The following is a 23175-nucleotide window of genomic DNA, read 5'->3' as shown; positions in this document are numbered from 1 at the left end:
GCAGCGTGCTTCGCAAGCCCTGCTTCCGGTAATCTTGCGCCTTTCGCTTTGCAGGATTGCCTTACAGGATGAGCCACGACGCAGTTGCCCCCATCGCCGGCCAGGGAAAGATGCCGCGCCAGATCCCGTACATCATCGGCAATGAGGCCTGCGAGCGGTTCAGTTTCTACGGGATGCGCAACATCCTGGTGCAGTTCCTGATCACCTCGCTGCTGCTGCAGGAAATCACTGCGGAAGGCCGTGCCGGTGAAGCCAAGGACATCATGCACAGCTTCATGATCGGCGTGTATTTCTTCCCGCTGCTCGGAGGCTGGCTGGCCGACAGGTTCTTCGGCAAGTACCACACCATTCTCTGGTTCAGCCTGGTCTACTGCGCCGGCCACTTGTGCCTGGCGTTGTTCGAGAACAGCCGCGAGGGCTTCTTCCTCGGCCTGGGCCTGATCGCGCTCGGTGCCGGCGGCATCAAGCCACTGGTGGCCTCGTTCATGGGTGATCAGTTCGACCAGAGCAACAAGCACCTGGCCAAGATCGTCTTCGACGCCTTCTACTGGATCATCAACTTCGGCTCGCTGTTCGCCTCGCTGCTGATCCCGCTGGTGCTGAAGAACTGGGGCCCGCAGTGGGCGTTCGGTATCCCGGGCATTCTGATGTTCATCGCCACCTTCGTGTTCTGGCTGGGCCGCAAGCGCTACGTGCTGGTGCCGCTGCCGCCGAAGGATCCGCATTCGTTCGCCAACGTGGTGCGTACCGCACTGACCACGCGCGTGACCGGCCAGGGCCGTCCGGGCCTGGTGATCGCCGTGCTCGGCCTGGTGCTGGCAGCAGCCTCGTTCAGCCTGGTCGGCTCGCTGGGCATCGTCATCTGCCTGTGCCTGGCGCTGGTGTCGATCCTGGCGGGCATCGGCGGCGGCACCTGGCTGCAGCTGGAGCGTGCCCGTGGCCAGCATCCGGCCGAAGCCGTGGAAGGCGTGCGCTCGGTGCTGCGCGTGCTGGTGATCTTCGCGCTGACCACGCCGTTCTTCTCGCTGTTCGACCAGAAGGCCTCGACCTGGGTCCTGCAGGGCCAGCAGATGCAGATGCCGAGCTGGTTCACCGCCTCGCAGATGCAGGCGCTGAACCCGCTGCTGGTGATGATCCTGATCCCGTTCAACAATCTGGTGCTGTACCCGGCCCTGCGCCGCTTCGGCTTCGAGCCGACCGCGCTGCGCCGCATGACCGCCGGTATCGCCTTCAGCGGCCTGGCCTGGATCGTGGTCGGCGGCATCCAGGTGGTGATGGACGGGGGCAACGCCATGTCGATCTTCTGGCAGATGCTGCCGTACGCGCTGCTGACCTTCGGTGAGGTGCTGGTCTCGGCCACCGGCCTGGAGTTCGCCTACAGCCAGGCGCCGCAGGCCATGAAGGGGGTGGTCATGAGCTTCTGGAACCTGACCACCACCATCGGCAACCTGTGGGTGCTGCTGTCCAATGCCGCCGTGCGCAATGACGTGGTGACCCACAAGATCGCCAGTACCGGCCTGAGCGAGGCGGCATTCCTGATGTTCTTCTTCGCCGGTTTCGCCTTCGTCGCGGCGTTGGCCTTCGGTTGGTACGCAAAACGCTATCGTATGGTCGACAACTACCGTAGCGCCTGAGCCTGACATGACCCCCGTCAATCTGCTGTTGATCGCCATCACCGCCATCCTGTCGTGGATGGCGTTCAACAACCGCAAGCTGGCCGACCGCCTGATCCTGTGGCCGCCGGCCATCGACCGTCACCGCCAGTACGACCGGCTGGTGACCTATGGCTTCATCCATGCCGACTGGTCGCACCTGATCTTCAACATGATCACCCTGTTCTTCTTCGGGGGATTCATCGAGAGCGTGATGGTGCAGCTGACCGGCAGCTACCTGACCTACCCGGCGTTCTACATCGGTGCGCTGCTGGTCTCGATCCTGCCCAGCTACCTGAAGAACCAGAAGAACCCGAACTACCTCAGCCTGGGTGCGTCCGGGGCGGTGTCGGCGGTGCTGTTCGCCTTCATCCTGATCAAGCCGTGGTCGATCATCCTGGTGTTCTTCATCCCGGCGCCGGCCATCGTCTACGCCGCGTTCTACGTCGGCTACAGCATCTGGATGGACAAGCGCGGCGGTGACCGCATCAACCACAGCGCCCACCTGGCGGGCGCGGCGTTCGGCGTGATCTTCATGCTGGCCATGCAGCCGAGCATCTTCACCCACTTCCTGCGCGAGCTTTCCAACCCGACCTTCCGCCTCGGCGGCGGTTGATGGCGGGAGCGGGGCGGATCGGCAGCGATCCGCCCCGGCAGGCTCAGATCGCGGTCTGCTGGCCGTAGGTGTCCAGCAGGCGGGCGAACACTTCCTCGCCGATGCGCTGGAAATCCTGGTCTTCGGTCTGCCCTTCCACCGCCAGTTGCAGCAGGCCCTCCAGCAGGGCGCGGTCGGTATCGGAATGGGGATCGCTGGGGTGCATCGGTGCCTCCGCGGTGGTGCGCATGATCAACGGTCGCAAGGGCCGTGCCAGCCTGGCCGTACCCCTCCACAGGCGATAGCGGCCGCCGGCCCCCCAGCTTGAGGGTCGAAAACTGACGTGAACGGACTGGACTTGCCCCTGTTCAGGCTTCACGCGATCATGGCGCCCGGCTGCGCACCATCCACGCAGTCGCCGCAGGAGACAGTTCCATGGCTTCGGTCACGCCCCCCGGTCTGGCCTACGAGGTCGAACACGACCTGGCCAACCATCGCTTCACCGCCCGTGTGCGCGGACAGCTGGCGGTGCTGGATTACCAGATCAAACGCAGGCGCATGGTCATCACGCATACCGAGGTGCCCGAGCCGATCGCCGGCCGGGGCATTGCCGGTGAGCTGACCCGTGTGGCGCTGCGTTTTGCCCGTGAGCAGAAGTACAAGGTGGTGCCGGCGTGTTCCTACGCCGAGGCCTTCCTGCAGCGGCATGAGGAGTACCACGACCTGCTCGTTGGCTGAATGCCAGCGGGCCACGCTTCAGCCATGGCAGGCGATGATGTACAAACATGAACAGGGGATCCCGATGAAGATTGGAAACAACCGGCCATTGCACGGCAGCGTGCTGGCCGGCGTGGTGGGCGTGCTGTTGCTGGCCGGTTGCCAGCGTGAGAGCGAAAAGGCACCGGTGGCCGACGGGGCACCTGCCGCCGAGACCACCGCCGCAGGCGAAACGCCGGCCACGGAAGCGCCGCTGGACCTGCGCGACGTGATCGAGAACAACGAACGCGAAGTGGTGGGCATCAGCTACCCGGCCGGCATCGACCGCTACCCGGGCCTGGCACGCGCGCTGCAGGACTATGCCACCAGCGCTCGCAGCGACCTGCAGCAGGCACTGGACGGGCTGGGCAATGACAAGCCGACCATGCCCTACGAGCTGTCGCTGAGCTTCGAGAAGCTGCTGGAAACGCCACAGCTGGTGGTGGTCAGTGCCGATGGCAGCCGCTATACCGGTGGCGCCCACGGCGAGCCGCTGGTGGCGCGTTTCGTGTGGCTGCCGGCGCAGCAGCAGATGCTCAGCGCCGACAAGCTGGTGGCCGATGCCAAGGGCTGGAAGGCGATCAGTGATTTCGTTGCCGACCAGCTGCGCGAACGCGTGGCCACGCGGCTCAGCGGCGAGGACATGGACCCGGCCCAGCTGCAGGAATCGCTGCGCAACGCATCGCGCATGATCGCCGACGGTACCGGCCCGCAGGCCGACAATTTCAGCCAGTTCCAGCCGCTGACCGACGACAAGGGGCAGATCACGGCACTGCGCTTTGTTTTCCCGCCCTACCAGGTGGGTCCATACTCGGACGGCACCCAGACCGCCGATGTACCGGCGGCGGTGCTGTTGCCGCACGTGGCCAAGGACTACGTGGAGCTGTTCGCACGCGGTTGACCGCAGTCGAGGAGGTGGCGTGGATACAGGGTTGCAGGAGCGGGTCGCCGGCCTGCTGCAGGAAGCCGGGGTCCGCATCGGCGGTACCCAGCCACAGGATATCCAGGTGCATGACCCGCGCTTCTTCGCGCGGGTCATGGGCCAAGGCTCGCTCGGCCTCGGCGAGAGCTACATGGAGGGTTGGTGGGATGCCAACGTCCTGGATGAATTCCTCGTCCACCTGATGCAGGCGCACCTGGACGAACGGGTGCACGGTTGGCGCGAAGTGGCCGATGCGCTGAAGGCGCGCCTGTTCAACCTGCAGGTGGGGCAGGGCAGCTACGAAGTCGGCCGCCGCCACTACGACCTCGGCAACGATCTCTACCAGGCCATGCTCGGCCAGCGCCTGGTCTACAGCTGTGGCTACTGGCGCAATGCCGACGATCTCGACACCGCGCAGGAAGCCAAGCTCGACCTGGTGTGCCGCAAGCTGGGGCTGCGCCCGGGTCAGCGTGTGCTGGACATCGGCTGTGGCTGGGGCGAAGCCCTGAAGTTCGCTGCCGAGCGCTACGGCGTCAGCGGCGTCGGCGTGACCATTTCGCAGGAACAGGCCGAGTTTGCCCGCGAGCTGTGCGCGGGGTTGCCGATTGAAATCCGCCTGCAGGACTACCGGGAACTGGACGAACCGTTCGATGCGATTTTCTCGATCGGCATGTTCGAGCACGTCGGCGACAAGAACTACGCCAGCTTCTTCGAAGTGGCCAAACGCTGCCTGTCGCCGCGTGGCCTGCTGCTGCTGCACAGCATCGGCACCAACATCTCCCGGCATCGCACCGATCCGTGGATCGCGCGCTACATCTTCCCCAACTCGATGCTGCCGTCGGCAGTGCAGATCACCCGGGCGTTCGAAGGCCGTTTCGTGCTGGAGGACTGGCACAACTTCGGCACCGATTACGACCTGACCCTGCAAGCCTGGCGGCGCAACGTGGAAGCGGCATGGCCACGGCTGGATGCGCGTTATGACGAGCATTTCCGCCGCATGTGGCGGTTCTACCTGGCCGGATCGATGGCCACCTTCCGCTGCCGGCATGCGCAGTTGTGGCAGCTGGTGCTGTCGCCGGAAGGCGTGCCGGGCGGGTACGTGGCGCCACGCTGATCTGCAAGAGCATCCACGCCATGCGTGGATGACCCAACAAAAAACCGCCCGGTTTCCCGGGCGGTTTTCGTTTCAGGCTGCCGCAGCGGCGATCAGTTGCCGGCGCCGGTCAGGCCACGCTTTTCCAGCAGCGGTTCGATCTGCGGCTCGTGGCCGGCGAAATCGCGGAACAGCTGCATGGCATCCACGCTGCCACCCTTGGACAGCAGCGTGGCGCGGAAGTGGTCGCCGTTCTTGCGGCTCAGGCCGCCGTTGTCCTTGAACCACTTCTGGGTGTTGGCGTCGAGCACTTCCGACCAGATGTAGGCGTAGTAGCCGGCCGAGTAGCCACCCATGATGTGGCTGAAGTACGGGGTCTTGTAGCGCGGCGGAACCGGCGCGTAGTAGATGCCGTCCTTCTCCAGCGCGGCGCGCTCGAAGGCCATCACGTCCTTGGCGGCCGGCACCTGGTCGGCGCCGATCTGGTGCCAGCGCTGATCAAGCATGGCTGCACCCAGGTACTCGGTGGTGGCAAAGCCCTGGTTGAACTTGGCCGCCGCCAGCACCTTGTCCAGCAGCGCCTGCGGCATCGCCGAACCGTTCTGGTAGTGCTTGGCGTAGTTCTTCAGGATGACCGGGTTGTCGGCCCACATCTCGTTGACCTGCGAGGGGAACTCGACGAAGTCACGCGGCACCGAGGTGCCCGAGAAGTACGGGTACTTCACGTTGGAGAACATGCCGTGCAGGGCATGGCCGAACTCGTGGAAGGTGGTGTTCACCTCATCCCAGGTCAGCAGGGTCGGCTGGCCGGCCGGCGGCTTCGGGATGTTCAGGTGGTTGGCGACCACCGGCTTGAAGCCGGTCAGCTTGGACTGCGAAACGTAGGAATTCATCCACGCACCACCGCGCTTTGAGGCGCGTGCATACGGGTCGAAGATGAAGATCGCCAGCTGGCTGCCGTCGGCGTCGAACACGTCGTAGACGGTGACGTCATCGTGGTAGACCGGCAGGTCGGTGCGCTGCTTGAAGGTCAGGCCGAATTCCAGGTTGGCGGCATGGAACACGCCGTTCTCCAGCACGTTCTTCATTTCGAAGTACGGCTTCAGCTGCGACTCGTCGAAGTTGTACTTGGCCTGGCGCACCTTCTCGCTGTAGAAGGCCCAGTCCCACGGTTCCAGCTTGAACGTCGGCTTGCCCGCGGCCTTCTGTTCCTGGTCGATCATCGCCTGCAGGTCGGCGGCTTCGCGCTTGGCGTTGGCCACGGCGGCCGGGGCCAGCTTGCCCAGCATCGCGTTGACTGCTTCGGGGGTCTTGGCGGTCTGGTTGGTCAGGTTGTAGGCGGCGAAGTTCGGGAAGCCCATCAGCTTGGCCTTGTCGGCACGCAGCTGCATGATGCGCGAGACCAGCGCGGTGTTGTCGAACTCACCGCCACGGCTGCCACGGCTGACCGACGCTTCGTAGATCTTCTGGCGCAGGGCGCGGTTGGCCAGGTTGGTCAGCGGCGGCTGGCCGGTGGTGTTGAGCAGGGTGATCACGTACTTGCCGTCCTGGCCGCGGGCCTTGGCGGCTTCGGCAGCGGCGGCGATCTGCTCCTTGGACAGGCCGTCCAGCTCCTTGACGTCGTCGACGGTGATTGCCGAAGCGTTCACTTCCGACTGCACGTTCTGGCTGAACTTGGTGCCCAGGTTGGCCAGCTCGGCGTTCATTTCCTTCAGCTTGGCCTTGTCGGCGTCGGACAGCTTGGCGCCGGCGCGCACGTAGTTGTCGTAGTACTTCTCGACCAGGCGCACGCCTTCGGCGTCCAGGCCCAGCTGGCTGCGGGTGTCGTACAGTGCCTGGATGCGCGCGAACAGCTTGCCGTTCAGCGCGATCGCATCGCTGTGCGCGGCGAACTTCGCCGAGTAGTCGGCCTGCAGCTTCTTGCGGGTGTCGTTGGTATCGGCGCCCACCAGGCTGAAGAACACGGTGGTCGCGCGGTCGAGGATGTCACCGCTCTTTTCCAGGGCGATGATGGTGTTGTCGAAGGTCGGCTTGGCCTTGTTGTTGGCGATGGCCTCCACTTCCTTCAGCTGCTGCGCCATGCCGGCGTCGAAGGCTGGGGCGAAGTCGCTGTCCTTGATCTTGTCGAACTGCGGGAAGTGCAGCGGCAGCGGGCTTTCGGCGAAGAACGGATTGGCCTGCTGGGCATGGGTGCTGGCAGCCGGGGTGGCGGCGCCGGCGGAGAAGGCGGGCAGGGCAAGGCCGAGGGACATGGCCACGGCAAGGGCAAGGCGAGTGGTCAAGGTAGGAACTCCGGTAAGGCAGACAAGGGCCCGAGGTTAACCCGGCCGGCCGCGCCCGCACTTGTGTCAAAAGGCATGCTGGTGGCGCCGGGCGCGGGTACCATGCATTCACCGCCCACGGCCCGCCATCATGACCAGCGCCTACGATTTCAGCTTCCGTGACCTCGACGGCCAGCCGCAGGCGCTGGATCAGTACCGGGGCCGTCCCTTGTTGCTGGTGAACGTGGCCAGCCGCTGTGGTTTCACCCCGCAGTACACCGGGCTGGAGCAGCTGTGGCAGGACTACCGCGAGCGCGGCCTGGTGGTGATCGGCTTCCCATGCAACCAGTTCGGCGCGCAGGAGCCCGGCGACGCCGCGCAGATCCGCCAGTTCTGTTCGCTGGATTATCCGGTCAGCTTCCCGCTGTCGGAGAAGATCGAGGTCAACGGCGAGGGGGCTGATCCGTTGTGGGCCTGGCTGTCACGCGAGAAGCGCGGCCTGCTTGGCAGTGCCCGTATCAAGTGGAATTTCAGCAAGTTCCTGGTCGATCGCCAGGGGCGGGTAGTGTCGCGGCATGCGCCCACCACCAAGCCGGAGCAGCTGCGCGACGAGATCGAAGCGGTGTTGTAGAGCCGAGCCCACGCTCGGCTGCTTGTCCGGCCGACATTGAGCGCGCGCGGTGCGCGCGAGCCGAGCGTGGGCTCGGCTCTACAGCTGCAACGGTTTACTTCTCGACGAACGCGCGCTCGAAGACATAGTGGCCCGGCTGGCCGATGCGCGGCGAAACCTGGAAGCCACGCGCGTCGAGCACGGTGCGCAGGTCGGCCAGCATCTGCGGGCTGCCGCAGATCATCGCGCGGTCGTTTTCCGGGCTCAGCTCCGGCAGGCCGAGGGTGCGCTGCATCTCGCCGCTCTCCATCAGCTGGGTCAGGCGGCCCTGGTTGGCGAACGGTTCACGGGTGACGGCCGGGTAGTACAGCAGCTTGTCGCCGATCATCTCGCCCAGGAACTCATGCTCACGCAGTTCCTTCTCGAAGTAATCGCGGTAGGCCAGGTCCTTTTCGTAGCGCACGCCGTGGCACAGGATCACCTTCTCGAAGCGCTCGTAGGTTTCCGGGTCCTTGATGACCGACAGCCACGGTGCCATGCCGGTGCCGGTGCCCAGCAGATACAGGTTCTTGCCCGGGTGCAGGTCGCTGATCAGCAGGGTGCCGGTGGGTTTCTTGCCAACCAGCACCTTGTCGCCCGGCTTGATGTGCTGCAGGCGCGAGGTCAGCGGGCCGTCCTGCACCTTGATGCTGAAGAACTCCAGATGCTCTTCCCAGTTGGCGCTGGCGATGGAATAGGCGCGCAGCAACGGCCGCGCCTCGGTTTCCAGGCCGATCATCACAAACTGGCCGTTCTCGAAGCGGAAGCCGCTGTCGCGGGTGGTGGTGAAGCTGAAGTAGGCGTCGGTCCAGTGACGGACCTCAAGCACCGTTTCGGCGCCGAAAGCGGAGGACATGGGCGTATCTATCGAAAGTCGTCGGGGGTGATTCTATCTCAAATGAGACGGGTTCTCATTAGGCGGAACGAGAGGCGTTCTCAGCGGTAACCCGCCGCCTGCAGCTCGAACAGCTCGGCGTACCGTCCTCCCTGGGCCATCAGCTGCTCATGGGTGCCGCTGGCCTCGATGCGGCCATCGGCCAGCACCAGGATGCGATCGGCCATGCGTACCGAGGAAAAACGGTGGGAAATCAATACTGCGGTGCGATTATCCGCCAGTTCCCTGAACCGCTGGAACACTTCAAACTCACTTCGGGCATCCAGCGCTGCGGTTGGCTCATCCAGGATCATCACCTGCGCATTGCGCATCCACGCGCGGGCAATGGCGATCTTCTGCCATTGGCCACCGGACAGGTCCACGCCCTGCTTGAAGCGGCGGCCGATCAGCTGGTCGTAACCGCCGGGCAGGTCGTCGATCACGTCCTCGGCCATGCCGCGCCGCGCGGCGTCGGCGATGCGTGCCTGGTCGTCCATCGCCTCGACCTGGCCGACGCCGATATTCTCGCCGGCGCTGAGGTTGTAGCGCACGAAGTCCTGGAAGATCACCCCGAGGTTGGCGCGCAGGTCGTCCAGGTCGTAGTCGCGCAGGTCACGGCCATCGAGCAGGATGCGGCCCTCGTCCGGCTCGTACAGCCGCGCCAGCAGCTTCACCAGCGTGGTCTTGCCCGCTCCGTTCTCGCCGACCAGGGCCAGCACTTCGCCGGCGTGCAGCTGGAAATCCAGATGGCGCACCGCCCACTGCTCGGCATCGGGATAGCGGAAGCCGACGTTCTCGAACACGAAGCCCTGGCGGATCGGCTGCGGCACGCGCACGGCGCCTTCACACGAGTGGATTTCCGGCTGGATCTGGAAGAACGAGAACAGGTCATCTAGATACAGCGCCTGGCTGGCCACCTGCGAGAACCCGATCAGCAGGCCTTCCAGCAGCTGGCGCAGGCGCAGGAAGCTGCCGGCGAGGAAGGTCAGGTCGCCGATCGAAAAGTCGCCGCGCACCGTGCGCCAGGCGATGTAGGCATAGGCGGTGTAGTAGCCCAGCGTGCCCAGCGCGGCCAGCAGCGTGCCCCAGAACGCGCGGCGCCGGGCCAGTGCACGGTTGGCCTGGAACAGCGCCACTGACAGCCGCCGGTAGCGCTCCACCAGGAAGCGGTGCAGGTTGTAGATCTTCACTTCCTTGGCCGTTTCCACGCTGGCGCCGAGCTGGCGCAGGTAGTCGAGCTGGCGGCGCTCGGGCGTCCACTGGAAGTTGAGGCTGTACCCGGCCGCGTTGAAGTGCGATTCGCCGATGAAGGCCGGCACCAGCGCCAGCGCCAGCAGCAGGATCAGCCACGGCGCGTAGACCAGCAGGCCGACGGCAAGGCTGGCCACGGTGATCGCGTCCTGCACCTGGCCGAACAGTTGGCTCATCAGGTTCATCCGGCCCATGGTCTGGCGCCGCGCACGGTCCAGCTTGTCCTGCAGGTCCGGATCCTCGAAGTCCTCCAGATCCAGCGTTGCCGCGTGTTCCATCAGCCGGATGCTGGTGACGTTGGCGAACAGTTCCGAGAGCAGGGCATCGGCGTAGCTGACCAGCCGGCCGAGCAGGTCCGAGGCGATGGCCAGGCCGAATTCCAGCGCCAGCAGGCCCAGCAACGGATTCAGCACGCCGCTGGACAGCGCTTCGCCCAGCGGCGGGAAGCTAGCGTCGTGCTGGCTCAGGTGCAGGGCGCTGTCGATGATCAGCTTGCCGACGTAGAGCATCGCCACCGGCAGCAGTGCACGGATCAGGCGCAGCCCGAGGCTGGCCAGGGTGAGCGCAGGGCTGGTCTGCCAGACCATGCGCAGGAAAGGCGGCAGGTTGCGCATCGCCCTGAAGCGCTGGCGCAGGCTGGGTTTCTTCGCGGCGGCAGCGCCAGCGGTGGGGGTAGCAGGCATGCGCGTATTGTGCGCGTCGGACGCGTGCAGATGGGGTCAGTGCAGCCGTGTGGCCGGCACCGGGATCAGATCCCTTTGCAAAGCGAAGGGATCCAGCCCCCCCGTATCCACGCATGGCGTGGATCTACCGTGTCGACCAAGGTCGACACCTGCCAACAGCAGTAGAAGTCTGTCGAGGGCGGGGTGGGTCAGGTCGCAGGGGCGTGAGTCGCACGCATGCGGCGACCGAGCTTACATGGACGTACTTGCAGCGTCCCCTGCGACCTGACCCGCCCCGCCAACCCACAGTAGCGCCGGCTTTTGATGTTGCTCTGGTTGTTGCCTCTGCGGGTGCCGGGCGGCAGCCCGGCCAACAAAACCCTCTTACGGCAGCGGTGGCAGCAGGCCCGCGCCCAGCCGGTTCCAGGCGTTGATCACGGCAATGCCCATGCTCAGGTCACTGATGCTCTTCTCATCGAAATGCGGCGCCAACGCATCGAACGCCGCCTGCGACGGCGCACCGTCGGTCAAGCGGGTCAGCGCCTCGGCCCAGCCCAGCGCTGCGCGTTCGCGTGCATCGAAGAAGCGGCTTTCGTGCCACGCGGGCAGGGTGTCCAGCTTGCGCGGCTCGATGCCGCCCTTGCGCAGCGCGGTGCCGTGCATGTCCATGCAGTAGCCGCAGCCGTTGAGCTGCGACACGCGCAGGAACACCAGTTCCATCAGGGTCGGGTCGATCGAACTGTCATGCACCGCCTGGCTGGTGGCCAACAGGCCCTTGAAGGCCTCGGCGGCCAGGCGGGTGTAGGGGACGCGGGGAGAGGCGTGGTCGGACATTTTCGGCTCCATGGCGGCCACGTTGGCCGCCTTTCATTACCAGGACGCCGCACCGCCATCGCGCGTGACAACCGACGGCAGTTTTTCTGGATTCAGCACGCTGTACACGTTGGCGATGCGGCCATCGGCCACTTCGATGGTGGTGACCGAGTGCAGCCGATCGCCATGGAAGCGCAGGATCGCCGGCTCGCCGTTGACGTAGCCCAGCTGCGCCGGATGCACCGCGCCACGACGTGCGATGGCCCAGAACAGGCGGCCGATGCGCTCGGCGCCCAGCAGCGGGCGTACCGCTGCGGTGACCACGCCGCCGCCGTCGGAGACCAGCTGCGCGTTGGTGTGCAGCAGGGCCCGGATTGCTTCGCTGTCGCCACGCTGCGAGGCATCCATGAAGCGCGCCAGCAGCTGCCGGTGCTGGCTGGCATCGGCATTGAAGCGTGGGCGCCCGGATTGCAGGCGCTGCCGGGCCCGATGCACCAGCTGCCGGCAGTTGGCTTCGCTGTGGCCGATCAGGTCGGCGATTTCGCGGTAGTCGTGGTCGAACGCCTCCTTCAGCAGGAAGGCGGCGCGTTCCTCGGGGCCGAGCTGTTCGAGCAGGGTCAGGAAGGCGACCGAGACATCGTCGGCCAGCGCATGCAGCTGCGCCGGGCCGGGCGCCGGGTCGGGCTCCAGGGTGACCGCCAGTGGCTCGGCCAGCCAGGGGCCGACGTAGTGCATGCGCTCGCGCTTGGCCGCGCGCAGCCGGTCCAGGCCAAGCCGGGTGGTGGTGGTGACCAGCCAGGCTTCGGGGTCGCGGACGGCCGCCGGGTCGGCGCCGGACCAGCGCAGCCAGGCATCCTGGACGACGTCTTCGGCGTCGGCGCGGCTGCCGAGCAGGCGGTAGGCCAGGGCCATCAGGCGCGGGCGGTGGGTCTGGAAAGCGGTTTCGGCGTTCATGTGGGCAAGGACGCCGCAGTGGCGCATGGCGTGACAGAGGGCTTGCGCGGATAGTGCCGGCCGGCGGCCGGCACTACCACCCCGCGGCCGGGGGAGGGGGTAAAATGGGCGGATTACCCCCGCCAGCCTCGAGCAAGCGAGCAAGACGTGACATCGATCAAGCAGGAAGACCTCATCCAGTCCATCGCCGACGCGCTGCAGTACATCTCGTACTACCACCCGGTCGACTACATCAAGAACCTTGCCGCCGCCTACGAGCGCGAGGAGTCGCCGGCCGCGAAGGAGGCGATGGCGCAGATCCTGATCAATTCGCGCATGTGCGCCGAAGGCCACCGTCCGATCTGCCAGGACACCGGCATCGTCACCGTGTTCCTGGAAATCGGCATGGACGTGCGTTGGGATGACGCCACCATGGGCGTGGAAGACATGGCCAATGAAGGCGTGCGCCGCGCCTACATGCACCCGGACAACAAGCTGCGCGCCTCGGTGCTGGCTGATCCTGCCGGCAAGCGCATCAACACCAGGGACAACACCCCGGGCGTGGTCAACGTCAAGGTGGTGCCGGGCAACACGGTCGACGTGATCGTCGCCGCCAAGGGCGGTGGCTCGGAAGCCAAGACCAAGTTCGCCATGCTCAATCCGTCCGACTCGATCGTCGACTGGGTGCTGAAGACCGTGCCGACCATGGGCGCCGGCTGGTGTCCGCCGGGCATGCTCGGCATCGGCATCGGTGGCACCGCCGAAAAGGCGATGCTGCTGGCCAAGGAAGCGCTGATGGAGCCGATCGACATCACCGAGCTGCAGGCCCGTGGTGCGTCCAACCGCATCGAAGAGCTGCGCCTGGAGCTGTACGAGAAGGTCAATGCCCTGGGTATCGGTGCGCAGGGCCTGGGTGGCCTGACCACCGTGCTCGACATCAAGATCAACGATTACCCGACCCACGCGGCCAACCTGCCGGTGGCGATGATCCCGAACTGCGCGGCCACCCGCCACGCGCACTTCACCCTGGACGGCAGCGGCCCGGTGATGCTGGACCCGCCGTCGCTGGAAGACTGGCCGAAGCTGACCTATGACGCGTCCAAGGGCACCCGGGTGGACCTGGACACGATCACGCCGGAGGACGTGGCCAGCTGGAAGCCGGGCCAGACCCTGCTGCTCAACGGCAAGCTGCTGACCGGCCGTGACGCCGCGCACAAGCGCATGGTCGACATGCTCAACAAGGGCGAGGAACTGCCGGTCGACCTGAAGGGGCGTTTCATCTACTACGTGGGCCCGGTTGATCCGGTGCGCGACGAAGTGGTGGGCCCGGCCGGCCCGACCACGGCGACCCGTATGGACAAGTTCACCGAGCAGGTGCTGGCGCAGACCGGCCTGCTGGGTATGGTCGGCAAGGCCGAGCGCGGCCCGGCCGCAATCGAGGCGATCAAGAAGCACAAGTCGGCCTACCTGATGGCGGTCGGCGGTTCGGCCTACCTCGTGTCCAAGGCGATCAAGGCGGCCAAGGTGGTCGGTTTCGCTGATCTGGGCATGGAAGCGATCTACGAGTTCACCGTGCAGGACATGCCGGTGACCGTGGCAGTGGATTCCACTGGCGAATCGGTACACAAGACCGGCCCGCGCGAATGGCAGGCCCGCATCGGCAAGATTCCGGTGGTGGTGGAGTAAGTCTTCCGCTTCCGTTTCAGGCAACGGCGCCCGCGTGGCGCCGTTGTTGTGTGCAGCCCGCCCGCGCGCGGCCTGCTCTGCCAACGTACTGGCCGGCGTACTGGAAGGGAGTCCATCGTGCTGCGGTGGTCGCGTGTTTTCGTGTTGCTGGTCGCTACGCTGGCGTGCAGCGCCTGCGGGCCACGTTATTTCGTCGAGCCACCCACCCACGAAGCGGGGAAGATCTGCGCGTCGGTCTGCGAGAGCCAGAAGGCGACGTGCGACTTCCACAACCGCGCCCGTGCCGAATCGGATCAGCGGAGCTGCGAAAGCGAGAAGAGCCGGATCATCAGCCGTTGCAGTGGTATCGCCGACGACAAGCAGCGGCACAACTGCGAAGGGGGCAACGGTGCCGGCAACTACTGCGGTCCCCCGGCGCTTCCTTCATGCAGTGCCCCGTACGCCCAGTGCCTGCTCTCCTGCGGCGGTACCGTGAATGACGTCCGCACCGACACCGGTACTCCCGTGTACTGATCGCGGCACGCGTAGGTGCATGCACGAGCAACCGTAGTCTGCTAGGGTCGGCACTCCCCTGCACTGGATGTGCCCATGCGCCTGCATCGATCCGTCGCGGCTGTGTTCCTGCTGATCCTGGCCGGCTGCAGCACAACGTCATCCTATGAAGGTGCGGATTTCTCCGCCTCCTCGCAGTGCCGCATGCAGTGCCAGGCCGACTATCGCAGCTGCATGGCGCGGGGCAGCACCGGCAATAGTGCCTTCAGCTGCGAGCAGCAGGCGGTGCCTGCGCCGGACAAGCGCTGCAAGGACGTTGCCAACCCCGAACTGCGCCGTGCCTGCGAACTGAAGGCGCATGACTGCACGATGCGCGCGCCGATGATGTCCTGTGGCGAACGCCGGGATTCCTGCATGAGCAGCTGCGGCTGAGCAACGATCGCGCGCGCGGGCGCATAATCGGCGGATCCACCTGCACAGGATCTTCCGCATGAGCACCACGCTGTATGGTTCGACCAGTACTGCCGCCCTCGTGGTGCATTGGCTGTTGATCGAGCTGGGCATCGAGCACGAGTTGGTGCTGCTGGATTTCGACGCGCGCGAGCACAAGTCGGCGGAGTACCTGGCGCTGAATCCGGCCGGTGTGGTGCCGACGCTGCTGATCGATGGCTTGGTACTGACCGAAGCGGCGGCCATTGCGTTGTATCTGGCTGATCGCCATCCGGGCGCCAACCTGCTGCCCCCGGTGGGCACGCCACAGCGTGCCGAGGCCTACCGATGGATGTTCTGGTGTGCCAATACGCTGCAGCCCGCCTATCGCGCCTGGTTCTACCCGCATGAAATGGCGGGGGAGGCGAATATCGAGGCGAGCCGCGAGATGGCCCGTCAGCGCCTTGAAGCGGCCTGGCAGCATGTCGCCACGCACCTGCAGGTGCATGGTCCCTACCTGCTGGGCGCCACGCCCTGCGTGGTCGACTACATGCTGGTGATGCTGATGCGCTGGTCGCGCGGCATGCCGAAGCCCAGCGACACCTGGCCGGTGCTGAAGGCGCATGCCACGTCGATGAAGGCGCGCCCGGCGTTCGCCGAGGTGTATCGCCGCGAGGGCATCACCGACTGGCGATAACCAAAAAAGGGGACGGAGGGAATTAAGTCGTTTGTGCACAAACGACTTAATTCCCTCCGTCCCCTTTTTCGGGCTAGAGGATCTCCAGCACCGTTTCCGGCGGGCGGCACAGCCGTGTGCCCTTGGTCGTGCGCACCACGGGGCGGTTGATCAGGCGCGGGTGTTCGGCCATCGAGGCCAGCAGCGTGGCCTCGTCCGCATCTTCCAGGCCCAGTTCGGCGAACTGCGATTCCTTGCTGCGCACCAGATCACGCGCGCTCAATCCGGATTCGGCCAGCACCTGGCGCAGTGTGGCCACATCGGGGGGATTGCCGAGGTACTCGATCACCTCCGGCTCGAAGCCCGCATCGCGGATCAGCTTCAGGGCGCCGCGCGAATTGCTGCAGGCCGGGTTATGCCAGATCGTCACGTCCATCAGAACCACTCCAGCAGCGACACGCCCACACCCACGTAGGTGGCTTTGTGGTTGTAGTCGATCAGGCTTTCGCCGTAGCCGTCGAAGATCTGCACATGGCCGCGCAGCAGGTTGCTGATCGGGAAGCCGTAATCCAGCTGCAGGGCGCCGTGCGAGCGGCTGCCGGTGCGCAGCGAATGACGCGCCATCAGCGAGACTTCATGGCCGTTGCGGTTCCAGGTCAAGGTCGCGTCACCGCGGCCCATGTAGTCCTCGATGTCCGGATTGTTGTCGTCGCTGCGGGTCTCGGGAATGCGGTACCACGGACGCAGCACCAGTGCCCAGTTCTCACGGTCCAGGCCGATGTTGAGCATCACCCGGTTCCAGCTGCGCGACAGCGGATCAGCGCGGCCGTTGGACTGATGGTTCAGTGCGATGCCGGTCATGCGCCCGCGCCAGCCACCGATCGAGTAGCCGTTGCGGAATACCATCATCACTTCCGGCTCGTAATTGGTTTCGCGGAACGGGCGCGAATCCTCGCCGTTGTAGGCCTGCCAGCGCGAGCTCTGGGTGTAGCCGGCCCAGATATCGCCGTTGTCGCCGAACAGGTTCTCGGCGATCTTGGTCTTGAAGCTGATCTGGAACTTCAGTTCTGCACTGTCGAGCACCTGCGGGGTGGTGACCGTGTTGGCCGGGTTCGGCGAATGCGGCGTGGTGTTGCGGTCGCTGGTCCAGAACGCCGGCAGCAGGTACACCGGCTTGTAGGCACGCAGCTGGAATGGGCCCAGCTTGGAGTCCTCGGCCAGTTCCCAGCGGCTGTCCAGCAGCGAACCGCGGCCGGCGTTGGCCAGCGCGCTGTCCGGTGCTGCCGGGCGGAACAGGTCGCTGACCCGTTCGCGCAGTTTCTCTTCGCCCTGGCTCACGCGTGCGGTCTGGCGCTCTTCGCGACGGGCCTGCGCGGCTGCCTCGGCAGCGGCGTCGGCAGCGGCCGTGGCCTGCGGGGTGTGCGCGAACAGGCGGTCATAGCAGGCCAGGCGCGCGGCGTCGGTGGTGATGGCGGCACACGCCGCCGGCGAGGTGTCGGTGCTGGGCACGAACTCCTGCGCGGCCAGCGGCGCACTGGCCAGGGCCAGCGCCAGCGGCGCGAGGCAGGGAAGCAGCGGGGGGAGGGTCATTCCAGCAGGCCCTTCAGTGAATACGGGAATCGCACAGTGTGGCGGCTGTACCGGATCGCGGCCAGCCCCCACGGTTTATGCACGGCCACTGCGTGCGTGTAGCGTGAAGGCTGCACCGGTCACAGGAACCAGGCGAAGGCGAACAGCCCCAGCATCGCGATCACCACCGCCAGCTTCAGCGCCAGGCCGAGCAGGATGCCGAGCCAGGTGGCCAGGCCGACCTTTGTCGAGCGGCCCAGCTCGCGGGTGTGCCAGTACTCGCCGAGCAGGGCGCCGATCAACGGGCCGGCGAACAGGCCGATCGGCATGAAGAACAGGCCGACGATGCTGCCGACGAACGTGCCCCATAGCGCCTTCCGGCTGGCGCCCACCCGTTGTGCGCCCACCACTGTGGCCAGCACGTCCGCCAGCAGCGAGAGCACGGTCAGTACACCCAGTGCGACCAGGGTTGGCCAGCCCACATGGGCGAAGCCGTCGGCCCAGGCCGCCAGCAGCAGTCCGATGAATACCAGTGGGATGCCGGGGAGGGCTGGCAGGATGATCCCGGCGATGCCGACCAGGACAAAAATGACCGATAGCAGATATAAGATGAATGAGAGTCCCATGCTGTCCCGTATGGTGGCCGTTTTGGGGTTGACAGTGAAAGATTTTGCCAGTTGCTTTTTCGTTTTGGGCGGGTTAAGTTGCAGTCGCTGAGCTTGGCAAGGTCACCGTGGATCGTGGCCTGATGAAGCAAGATCTTCCCGATCCGCTGCATCGATGCACCTCGCTTCCCCCTTGCTTGTCAGCCGCCCACCAGGCGTTTCCAACAACAAGAGAGAGTCAAAGGGAGTTAGTGAGATGGCTGATCGCGAGACCGGTACCGTAAAGTGGTTCAATGATGCGAAGGGCTTCGGCTTCATCAGCCGGCAGAATGGCGAGGACGTGTTCGTGCACTTCCGCGCCATCGAGACCCAGGGCTTCAAGAGCCTCAAGGAAGGCCAGACTGTGAGCTTCGAAGTCGTGCAGGGCCAGAAGGGTCTGCAGGCTGACAAGGTGCAGCCGGTGTAATGCCCGCCGCCTGTCGGCATGAAAAAGGCCCGCGCAAGCGGGCCTTTTTCGTTGCGCATGGCCCGGTGCGGATCAGCGCAGGATGACCTTGCCGTTGACCACGCGCACGTAGGTGTTTTCGCGGATGCCGCCGAGGTCACGCTGGTTGACCACGATGGTGCGGCCATCGTCCATGCGCACGCTGATGTCGTAGGTGTCGCTGGTCACGTTCTTCTGGATCTGGTTGCCGGCCAGCGCGCCACCGACTGCGCCCGCAGCGGCGGCGATGTTCTTGTTGCCACGGCTGCCACCGGTGTGGTCGGAGATCTCGTGGCCGGCCACGGCGCCGACGATGCCGCCCAGGATCGCGCCGGTCGCGCTGGGGGCGGTACGGCCGGACTGCACGGTATTGATGCGGGTGACGATGCCGCAGTCAGCGCAGCGGCCCTGGTTGTAACCGCCGTTGTTGCCGTAGCCGCCATTGTTGTAGCCGTTGTTGTAACCACCACCGCCGTAGCCAGGCGAGGTGGCACAGCCTGCCAGGGCGAGGGTAGCGATGGCGCTGGCGGCAATGAGCTGGATCTTCATGGGGCGTCTCCTGGCCGTGAAGGCGGGTGTCTGGGGTGGTACTGCGTCATGCAGCAGGGTGGACGAATCGTCTCCTTTCGAACGTGAACGACGCGCCAACCGTGCATGCCTTGCCCGGCTGCAGGATGAATGCGGCTCAGCGGAAGTCCTGGTGGCAGGCGCGGCAGTCGGCCTGCACGGTTTCCACCACTTGGGCCAGGGCCGTGCAGTCGCTGGGCGGCGCGGCCAGGGCGACGTTGAGGTTGCCACGCAGCTGGCTGGCATGCTGCTGGAACTGCGCGTTGTCCTTCAGCCCGGCAAAGGCCAGATCGAGGTCGTTGGACAGCAGGCGCAGGGCCTGCAGGCGCGGCACGCTGTCGGCCAGGCTGCAGCGGTTCTGCTGCTGGGCCTGCTGCAGCAGCTGCGATTGCCGTTGCATCACCTGCATCAGGCTGTCCGGGAACGGGTCGCGGCGCGCCTGCAGGGCGCGGCCCACCATCACCGTGGCGATCAGGCCGATCAACAGTCCCAGGCCGAGCACGAACAGATAGCGGTAGGCGGTGGACGGGCGGCGGGGTGGGCTGGCGTTCATGGCGGGCTCTCCGGGCGTGCAACGGTGGGTTCGATGCCGGCGCGCTGCAGGCGCTGGCGCCTGCACGTTAAAATAGCGGGATGAATGAACAGGTCAAACAACGCTTCGCCGGCATCGAACGGCTGTATGGCGTGGGTGCGCTCGAGCGCCTGCAGGATAGCCGCGTGGCGGTGGTGGGCATGGGCGGCGTCGGCTCATGGGTGGTGGAAGCGCTGGCCCGCTCGGCGGTGGGCCACCTGACCCTGATCGATGCCGATGACATCTGCGTCTCCAACACCAACCGGCAGCTGCCGGCGATGGAAGGCAACTACGGCCGCAACAAGGCCGAGGCGATGGCCGAGCGCTGCCGCGCGATCAATCCGGATATCGAGGTCGATGCCGTGCAGGCGTTCCTGACCGTGTCGAACATGGCGGAGCTGCTGGACCGGGGCTTCGATCTGGTGATCGATGCCTGCGACAGCTTCCGGGTCAAAGTCGAGACGATTGCCTGGTGCCGTCGGCGCAAGCTGCCGCTGCTGACCGTCGGTGCCGCCGGTGGCCGTACCGATCCGACCCTGGTGCGCATCCGCGACGTCTCGCGCACCGAGCACGACGCCATGCTGGCGCTGATCCGCAAGAAGCTGCGCAGCGAGTTCAATTTCCCGAAGAACGCCAAGCGCTATTTCGGTGTGCCGGCAGTGTATTCGCTGGAGAACGTGAAGTATCCGCAGGCTGATGGCAGCGTCTGTGGCATCCGCCCGAACCTTGGCGCCGATGCGGCGTTGAAGCTGGACTGTGGCGCCGGCCTGGGTGCGGCGACCCATATCACTGGCGCGTTCGCGTTCGCGGCGGTGGGCAAGGCGCTGGAAATGCTGCTGGAGCCGAAGAAAGTGAAGGCCGAAGCGGTAGAGGCCAGCGAGGTGTGATGGATCGTGCCGGCCAGCGGCCGGCACCTACCGTTACATTGCCGGCAGCGCGAACAGGCGTCGTGCATTCTCCGTCGTGGCCTGGGCCACTGCGTCCAGCTCCATCCCGCGCAGCGTGGCCACGTGGCGGGCGATGACCCCCAGCCGTGCCGGTTCGTTGCGCTGGCCGCGGATGCCGGCGTCAGGCTGGTCGGGCGCGTCGGTCTCCAGCAGCAGCTGTTCCAGCGGCATGTCGCGCACCAGCCGCTGCAGGCGCTGCGCGCGTTCGTAGGTCAACGGGCCGCCGAGCCCGAGCAGGAAGCCCTGCCGGTGCAGTTGTGCCGCCTGTTCCGGACTGCCGGAAAAGCTGTGCACCACGCCGCGCAGGCCGCCGATGCGACGGATCGCGGCGATCACCACGTCCACCGCGCGCCGTGCATGCACGATCACCGGCAGCTCGAACTCACGGGCCAGTTGCAGCTGGCCGATGAAGTACGCCTGCTGCGTCTCGGCATCCAGGCCTTCGACAAAGAAGTCCAGGCCGCATTCGCCGATCGCGCAGGGGCGTTCGCGCTCGATCCACTCGCGCAGCAGCGGCAGGTGGCCGGGCCGGTGCTCGGACAGGAACATCGGGTGCAGGCCGTAGGCCGGGTACAGCCCCGGCGCCTGCTGGCAGACCTCCCTCAGCTTCGGCCAGCTGGCTGCGGTCACCGCCGGCACCACCTGCAGGCGCACGCCAGCGGCCTGCGCGCGTGCGATCACGGCGGCGCGGTCACTGTCGAACTCGCCGGCATCGAGATGGCAGTGGCTGTCGACCAGCAGGCTCAACGCTGTTCCAGCGACGGCGGCGCCGTGGCGGTGTTGCGGCTTTTCCAGTTGGCCAGGAGCAGGGTGCCGAAGCCGAGTACCAGTTCATCGACGAACGGGATCGGGTCGGGGATGAACAGGGTCAGCACGAACAGGCCTGCGGTGAGCTTGAACAGGGTGGGGTAGCGTAGCCGGCGCGCCCATTGCAGTACCGGCAGCAGCATCGGGTTGGCCATGGCGGGGGTCCTCCTGGGGAATATGCAAACGCTACCACGGGCCCAGCATTTCCCGATGCTGAATGGGTTACGGGAATGAGCAGGAAATGTGGAGATTCCGTTCAGGCAGCGCATGCTGCAATCTGGTCCGAGAACGTTGCGGATGGTCCGCAAGGAGCAGGTCATGAAAAGCACAACTACAACTGTCCTGGTCGCAGCGGGCGCGCTGCTGGTCGGTGGTATCGCCACCGCCGCCTTCATGAAGAGCGGCGACACGTCGCCTGATTCCATCAGCGCCGGAACCCCCAATGGCGAATCGCGCCTGGTCGATGGCAACGCCACTGACGATGGCGCGCGTGGTGACACGCTCGACCCGTCGGCACCGCGTGGGCTGGAATATGCCGACGTGCTGAAGGTCGACCCGATCACCGAGAAGCAGAAGGCCTACGCCACCGTGATCGGCACCGATGCGGTGCGCGAGACCTCCACCACCCAGACACCGCATGAAGTCTGCCAGGACGTGACGGTGCAGGAGCGCCTGCCGGAACGTGACGGCAACGTCGGCGGCACCGTGGTCGGTGCTGTGGTGGGTGGCCTGCTGGGCAACCAGGTCGGCGGTGGTAACGGCAAAAAGGCCGCGACCGCGGCCGGTGCCGTGGCCGGTGGCTTCATCGGCAACCAGATCGACAAGCGCCACGTGGGTGGCCGCGTGGTCAACCGTACCGAGCGCCAGTGCCACACCGAGACCGCAACCTCCGAGTCGAGCCGTGTTACCGGCTACAACGTGACCTACCGCAACGAGGACGGCACCACCGGCACCATGCGCATGGCCAGCAAGCCGGGTAACCGCATCGCCATGGGCACCAACGACGTGGTGAAGGGCTACAACGTGACCTATCGCTACGACGGCGCCGAGAAGACCGTGCGCATGGCCAACAAGCCGGCCAGCGATCGCCTGCCGGTGGTCGATGGCCAGCTGGTCACGCAGACCGCTGCGGCCGGTGCCACTGCGGCCACCACGCGCCAGTAATCCAGGTGCAGCACGCAGTACCCGACGGGCCGGCTCATGCCGGCCCGTTCCGTTGCAGCCGGCGAAATTCATCCGTGCGGAGCGCGAATCCACCATCATGGACGCTTCCTTCGACATGGAGCCGGCATGAGCATTTTCGACCTGCGCATCGAAACAGAGCGCCTGATCCTGCGCCCACTGCTGCGCGAGGACTACGAACCCTACCTGGCGTTCTGCGCCGACGAGGAAACGATGCGCACCCTCGGTGGCGTGCAGCCGCCTTCGGTGGCCTGGCGTGGCTTCTGCAGCCTGGCCGGCGCCTGGCAGCTGTTCGGCTTCTCGATGTTCAGCGTGATCGAGAAATCCAGCGGCGACTGGATCGGGCGCATGGGTCCCTGGCAACCGCAGGACTGGCCCGGCACCGAGGTCGGCTGGGGCATCCGCCATGCCAGCTGGGGCAGGGGCTATGCGCCGGAAGCTGCGGTCGCCGCGATCGACTGGGCGTTCGACACGCTCGGGTGGGATGAGGTGATCCACACCATCGCCGAGAACAACGACAACTCGCGGGCGGTCGCGCGCAAGCTCGGCAGCACGATGCTGCGCATGGGGGAGCTGCCAGCGCCGTACAACGACAAGCCGATGCAGATCTGGGGCCAGTCGCGCGAGCAGTGGCGGCAGCGCCGTTGACGGTTGTAGAGCCGAGCCCACGCTCGGCTGCCGTTCGCGCAGAGGCAGCCG

27 protein-coding genes are annotated in these 23175 nt (G+C 65.9%); 14 read left to right on the top strand and 13 right to left on the bottom strand.

What is annotated here, in order from left to right:
• Window positions 1-68: 68 nt before the first annotated feature.
• Complete coding sequence (locus ACTJJM_RS09700) at window positions 69-1634, top strand: POT-type proton-dependent oligopeptide transporter (RefSeq protein ID WP_049409328.1); 1566 nt, start codon at window positions 69-71, stop codon at window positions 1632-1634.
• 7 nt (window positions 1635-1641) lie between these two features.
• A complete protein-coding gene (locus tag ACTJJM_RS09695; RefSeq protein ID WP_010486760.1) occupies window positions 1642-2268 on the top strand; it encodes a rhomboid family intramembrane serine protease in 627 nt (208 codons plus the stop codon).
• Window positions 2269-2311: 43 nt separating this feature from the next.
• Here the strand turns inward: ACTJJM_RS09695 and ACTJJM_RS09690 are convergent, their stop codons facing one another.
• Window positions 2312-2497, bottom strand: a complete 186-nt coding sequence (locus ACTJJM_RS09690) for a hypothetical protein (protein WP_049453088.1) — start codon at window positions 2495-2497, stop codon at window positions 2312-2314.
• Window positions 2498-2682: 185 nt separating this feature from the next.
• Here ACTJJM_RS09690 and ACTJJM_RS09685 point away from each other — a divergent pair, with 185 nt between their 5' ends.
• The 3 genes from ACTJJM_RS09685 to cfa are packed head-to-tail and all read left to right on the top strand — an operon-like array spanning window position 2683 to window position 5039.
• Entirely contained in the window at window positions 2683-2985 is a 303-nt protein-coding gene (locus ACTJJM_RS09685) for a GNAT family N-acetyltransferase (protein WP_006455911.1), read from the top strand.
• Between the two features lie 37 nt (window positions 2986-3022).
• The gene (locus ACTJJM_RS09680; RefSeq protein ID WP_010486767.1) at window positions 3023-3904 is read left to right on the top strand and encodes a DUF3298 and DUF4163 domain-containing protein; all 882 of its coding nucleotides are present in this window, start codon (window positions 3023-3025) and stop codon (window positions 3902-3904) included.
• Window positions 3905-3923: 19 nt separating this feature from the next.
• Complete coding sequence (gene cfa / locus ACTJJM_RS09675) at window positions 3924-5039, top strand: cyclopropane fatty acyl phospholipid synthase (RefSeq protein WP_053443294.1); 1116 nt, start codon at window positions 3924-3926, stop codon at window positions 5037-5039.
• A gap of 92 nt (window positions 5040-5131) precedes the next feature.
• Here cfa and ACTJJM_RS09670 read toward each other — a convergent pair whose 3' ends face one another.
• Window positions 5132-7300, bottom strand: a complete 2169-nt coding sequence (locus tag ACTJJM_RS09670) for a M3 family metallopeptidase (protein WP_126559431.1) — start codon at window positions 7298-7300, stop codon at window positions 5132-5134.
• A 130-nt stretch (window positions 7301-7430) separates the two neighbouring features.
• Here ACTJJM_RS09670 and ACTJJM_RS09665 point away from each other — a divergent pair, with 130 nt between their 5' ends.
• Entirely contained in the window at window positions 7431-7910 is a 480-nt protein-coding gene (locus ACTJJM_RS09665; protein ID WP_049482383.1) for a glutathione peroxidase, read from the top strand.
• 94 nt (window positions 7911-8004) lie between these two features.
• On the opposite strand, the gene ACTJJM_RS09660 is transcribed toward ACTJJM_RS09665, so the two are convergent.
• The 4 genes from ACTJJM_RS09660 to ACTJJM_RS09645 all read right to left on the bottom strand — a co-directional run bounded on the left by ACTJJM_RS09660 (window position 8005) and on the right by ACTJJM_RS09645 (window position 12482).
• Window positions 8005-8784 (bottom strand): ferredoxin--NADP reductase, encoded by a 780-nt coding sequence (locus ACTJJM_RS09660; protein WP_010486777.1) that lies wholly within the window; start codon window positions 8782-8784, stop codon window positions 8005-8007.
• Between the two features lie 80 nt (window positions 8785-8864).
• Window positions 8865-10736 (bottom strand): ABC transporter ATP-binding protein, encoded by a 1872-nt coding sequence (locus ACTJJM_RS09655; RefSeq protein WP_440865439.1) that lies wholly within the window; start codon window positions 10734-10736, stop codon window positions 8865-8867.
• Window positions 10737-11099: 363 nt separating this feature from the next.
• Window positions 11100-11549 (bottom strand): carboxymuconolactone decarboxylase family protein, encoded by a 450-nt coding sequence (locus ACTJJM_RS09650; protein ID WP_197601703.1) that lies wholly within the window; start codon window positions 11547-11549, stop codon window positions 11100-11102.
• 36 nt (window positions 11550-11585) lie between these two features.
• Window positions 11586-12482, bottom strand: coding sequence for an RNA polymerase sigma-70 factor (locus tag ACTJJM_RS09645; RefSeq protein ID WP_197601702.1), 897 nt, complete (start codon window positions 12480-12482; stop codon window positions 11586-11588).
• A 147-nt stretch (window positions 12483-12629) separates the two neighbouring features.
• Here ACTJJM_RS09645 and ACTJJM_RS09640 point away from each other — a divergent pair, with 147 nt between their 5' ends.
• From ACTJJM_RS09640 to ACTJJM_RS09625, 4 genes are all read left to right on the top strand, one after another.
• Entirely contained in the window at window positions 12630-14147 is a 1518-nt protein-coding gene (locus tag ACTJJM_RS09640; RefSeq protein ID WP_010486788.1) for a fumarate hydratase, read from the top strand.
• Between the two features lie 117 nt (window positions 14148-14264).
• Window positions 14265-14660: a hypothetical protein gene (locus tag ACTJJM_RS09635; protein ID WP_053443290.1), complete on the top strand. Its 396-nt coding sequence runs from the start codon at window positions 14265-14267 to the stop codon at window positions 14658-14660.
• Window positions 14661-14735: 75 nt separating this feature from the next.
• On the top strand, window positions 14736-15071 hold the full coding sequence (locus ACTJJM_RS09630; protein WP_159360373.1) for a hypothetical protein: 336 nt from the start codon (window positions 14736-14738) through the stop codon (window positions 15069-15071).
• 58 nt (window positions 15072-15129) lie between these two features.
• Window positions 15130-15765 carry a glutathione S-transferase family protein gene (locus tag ACTJJM_RS09625; RefSeq protein WP_049409309.1) on the top strand — a complete coding sequence of 212 codons (636 nt, stop codon included), beginning with the start codon at window positions 15130-15132 and terminating at the stop codon, window positions 15763-15765.
• 73 nt (window positions 15766-15838) lie between these two features.
• Here the strand turns inward: ACTJJM_RS09625 and arsC are convergent, their stop codons facing one another.
• From arsC to ACTJJM_RS09610, 3 genes are all read right to left on the bottom strand, one after another.
• Window positions 15839-16180 carry an arsenate reductase (glutaredoxin) gene (gene arsC, locus ACTJJM_RS09620; protein WP_159360372.1) on the bottom strand — a complete coding sequence of 114 codons (342 nt, stop codon included), beginning with the start codon at window positions 16178-16180 and terminating at the stop codon, window positions 15839-15841.
• Window positions 16180-17334, bottom strand: a complete 1155-nt coding sequence (locus ACTJJM_RS09615; RefSeq protein ID WP_125438331.1) for a phospholipase A — start codon at window positions 17332-17334, stop codon at window positions 16180-16182. Before ACTJJM_RS09615 ends, arsC begins: the two co-directional genes overlap by 1 nt.
• A 119-nt stretch (window positions 17335-17453) precedes the next feature.
• On the bottom strand, window positions 17454-17939 hold the full coding sequence (locus tag ACTJJM_RS09610) for a DUF456 domain-containing protein (protein ID WP_125438328.1): 486 nt from the start codon (window positions 17937-17939) through the stop codon (window positions 17454-17456).
• Between the two features lie 235 nt (window positions 17940-18174).
• On the opposite strand from ACTJJM_RS09610, the gene ACTJJM_RS09605 reads away from it, so the two are divergent.
• The gene (locus ACTJJM_RS09605; RefSeq protein WP_010486802.1) at window positions 18175-18384 is read left to right on the top strand and encodes a cold-shock protein; all 210 of its coding nucleotides are present in this window, start codon (window positions 18175-18177) and stop codon (window positions 18382-18384) included.
• A 72-nt stretch (window positions 18385-18456) separates the two neighbouring features.
• On the opposite strand, the gene ACTJJM_RS09600 is transcribed toward ACTJJM_RS09605, so the two are convergent.
• Together ACTJJM_RS09600 and ACTJJM_RS09595 are read right to left on the bottom strand one after the other, a co-directional pair.
• On the bottom strand, window positions 18457-18951 hold the full coding sequence (locus ACTJJM_RS09600; RefSeq protein WP_010486804.1) for a glycine zipper 2TM domain-containing protein: 495 nt from the start codon (window positions 18949-18951) through the stop codon (window positions 18457-18459).
• Between the two features lie 136 nt (window positions 18952-19087).
• On the bottom strand, window positions 19088-19522 hold the full coding sequence (locus ACTJJM_RS09595) for a cytochrome c (protein ID WP_099559388.1): 435 nt from the start codon (window positions 19520-19522) through the stop codon (window positions 19088-19090).
• Between the two features lie 80 nt (window positions 19523-19602).
• Between ACTJJM_RS09595 and ACTJJM_RS09590 the strand changes: the two genes are divergently transcribed.
• The gene (locus ACTJJM_RS09590) at window positions 19603-20427 is read left to right on the top strand and encodes a tRNA threonylcarbamoyladenosine dehydratase (protein WP_053443288.1); all 825 of its coding nucleotides are present in this window, start codon (window positions 19603-19605) and stop codon (window positions 20425-20427) included.
• A gap of 33 nt (window positions 20428-20460) precedes the next feature.
• Here ACTJJM_RS09590 and ACTJJM_RS09585 read toward each other — a convergent pair whose 3' ends face one another.
• On the bottom strand, window positions 20461-21234 hold the full coding sequence (locus ACTJJM_RS09585; protein WP_049453106.1) for a TatD family hydrolase: 774 nt from the start codon (window positions 21232-21234) through the stop codon (window positions 20461-20463).
• Entirely contained in the window at window positions 21231-21449 is a 219-nt protein-coding gene (locus ACTJJM_RS09580; protein ID WP_010486812.1) for a DUF6116 family protein, read from the bottom strand. Before ACTJJM_RS09580 ends, ACTJJM_RS09585 begins: the two co-directional genes overlap by 4 nt.
• 163 nt (window positions 21450-21612) lie before the next feature.
• Between ACTJJM_RS09580 and ACTJJM_RS09575 the strand changes: the two genes are divergently transcribed.
• Both ACTJJM_RS09575 and ACTJJM_RS09570 read left to right on the top strand, forming a co-directional pair.
• On the top strand, window positions 21613-22458 hold the full coding sequence (locus ACTJJM_RS09575; RefSeq protein WP_440865438.1) for a glycine zipper 2TM domain-containing protein: 846 nt from the start codon (window positions 21613-21615) through the stop codon (window positions 22456-22458).
• 126 nt (window positions 22459-22584) lie between these two features.
• Window positions 22585-23124 (top strand): GNAT family N-acetyltransferase, encoded by a 540-nt coding sequence (locus ACTJJM_RS09570; protein WP_010486816.1) that lies wholly within the window; start codon window positions 22585-22587, stop codon window positions 23122-23124.
• Window positions 23125-23175 lie beyond the last annotated feature (51 nt).

Source organism: Stenotrophomonas sp. 22692 (assembly GCF_052045015.1).
GTDB classification, from domain to species: Bacteria; Pseudomonadota; Gammaproteobacteria; order Xanthomonadales; family Xanthomonadaceae; genus Stenotrophomonas; species Stenotrophomonas geniculata.
This window is presented reverse-complemented; position numbering and strand designations above follow the sequence as displayed.

Bases quoted from the DNA above. Each gene is read 5' to 3' on its own strand.
- ACTJJM_RS09700 (WP_049409328.1), top strand. From the start codon at position 69: ATGAGCCACGACGCAGTTGCCCCCATCGCCGGCCAGGGAAAGATGCCG.
- ACTJJM_RS09695 (WP_010486760.1), top strand. From the start codon at position 1,642: ATGACCCCCGTCAATCTGCTGTTGATCGCCATCACCGCCATCCTGTCG.
- ACTJJM_RS09690 (WP_049453088.1), bottom strand. From the start codon at position 2,497: ATGCGCACCACCGCGGAGGCACCGATGCACCCCAGCGATCCCCATTCC.
- ACTJJM_RS09685 (WP_006455911.1), top strand. From the start codon at position 2,683: ATGGCTTCGGTCACGCCCCCCGGTCTGGCCTACGAGGTCGAACACGAC.
- ACTJJM_RS09680 (WP_010486767.1), top strand. From the start codon at position 3,023: ATGTACAAACATGAACAGGGGATCCCGATGAAGATTGGAAACAACCGG.
- ACTJJM_RS09665 (WP_049482383.1), top strand. From the start codon at position 7,431: ATGACCAGCGCCTACGATTTCAGCTTCCGTGACCTCGACGGCCAGCCG.
- ACTJJM_RS09660 (WP_010486777.1), bottom strand. From the start codon at position 8,784: ATGTCCTCCGCTTTCGGCGCCGAAACGGTGCTTGAGGTCCGTCACTGG.
- ACTJJM_RS09655 (WP_440865439.1), bottom strand. From the start codon at position 10,736: ATGCCTGCTACCCCCACCGCTGGCGCTGCCGCCGCGAAGAAACCCAGC.
- ACTJJM_RS09650 (WP_197601703.1), bottom strand. From the start codon at position 11,549: ATGTCCGACCACGCCTCTCCCCGCGTCCCCTACACCCGCCTGGCCGCC.
- ACTJJM_RS09645 (WP_197601702.1), bottom strand. From the start codon at position 12,482: ATGAACGCCGAAACCGCTTTCCAGACCCACCGCCCGCGCCTGATGGCC.
- ACTJJM_RS09630 (WP_159360373.1), top strand. From the start codon at position 14,736: ATGCGCCTGCATCGATCCGTCGCGGCTGTGTTCCTGCTGATCCTGGCC.
- ACTJJM_RS09625 (WP_049409309.1), top strand. From the start codon at position 15,130: ATGAGCACCACGCTGTATGGTTCGACCAGTACTGCCGCCCTCGTGGTG.
- arsC (WP_159360372.1), bottom strand. From the start codon at position 16,180: ATGGACGTGACGATCTGGCATAACCCGGCCTGCAGCAATTCGCGCGGC.
- ACTJJM_RS09615 (WP_125438331.1), bottom strand. From the start codon at position 17,334: ATGACCCTCCCCCCGCTGCTTCCCTGCCTCGCGCCGCTGGCGCTGGCC.
- ACTJJM_RS09610 (WP_125438328.1), bottom strand. From the start codon at position 17,939: ATGGGACTCTCATTCATCTTATATCTGCTATCGGTCATTTTTGTCCTG.
- ACTJJM_RS09605 (WP_010486802.1), top strand. From the start codon at position 18,175: ATGGCTGATCGCGAGACCGGTACCGTAAAGTGGTTCAATGATGCGAAG.
- ACTJJM_RS09600 (WP_010486804.1), bottom strand. From the start codon at position 18,951: ATGAAGATCCAGCTCATTGCCGCCAGCGCCATCGCTACCCTCGCCCTG.
- ACTJJM_RS09595 (WP_099559388.1), bottom strand. From the start codon at position 19,522: ATGAACGCCAGCCCACCCCGCCGCCCGTCCACCGCCTACCGCTATCTG.
- ACTJJM_RS09590 (WP_053443288.1), top strand. From the start codon at position 19,603: ATGAATGAACAGGTCAAACAACGCTTCGCCGGCATCGAACGGCTGTAT.
- ACTJJM_RS09580 (WP_010486812.1), bottom strand. From the start codon at position 21,449: ATGGCCAACCCGATGCTGCTGCCGGTACTGCAATGGGCGCGCCGGCTA.
- ACTJJM_RS09575 (WP_440865438.1), top strand. From the start codon at position 21,613: ATGAAAAGCACAACTACAACTGTCCTGGTCGCAGCGGGCGCGCTGCTG.
- ACTJJM_RS09570 (WP_010486816.1), top strand. From the start codon at position 22,585: ATGAGCATTTTCGACCTGCGCATCGAAACAGAGCGCCTGATCCTGCGC.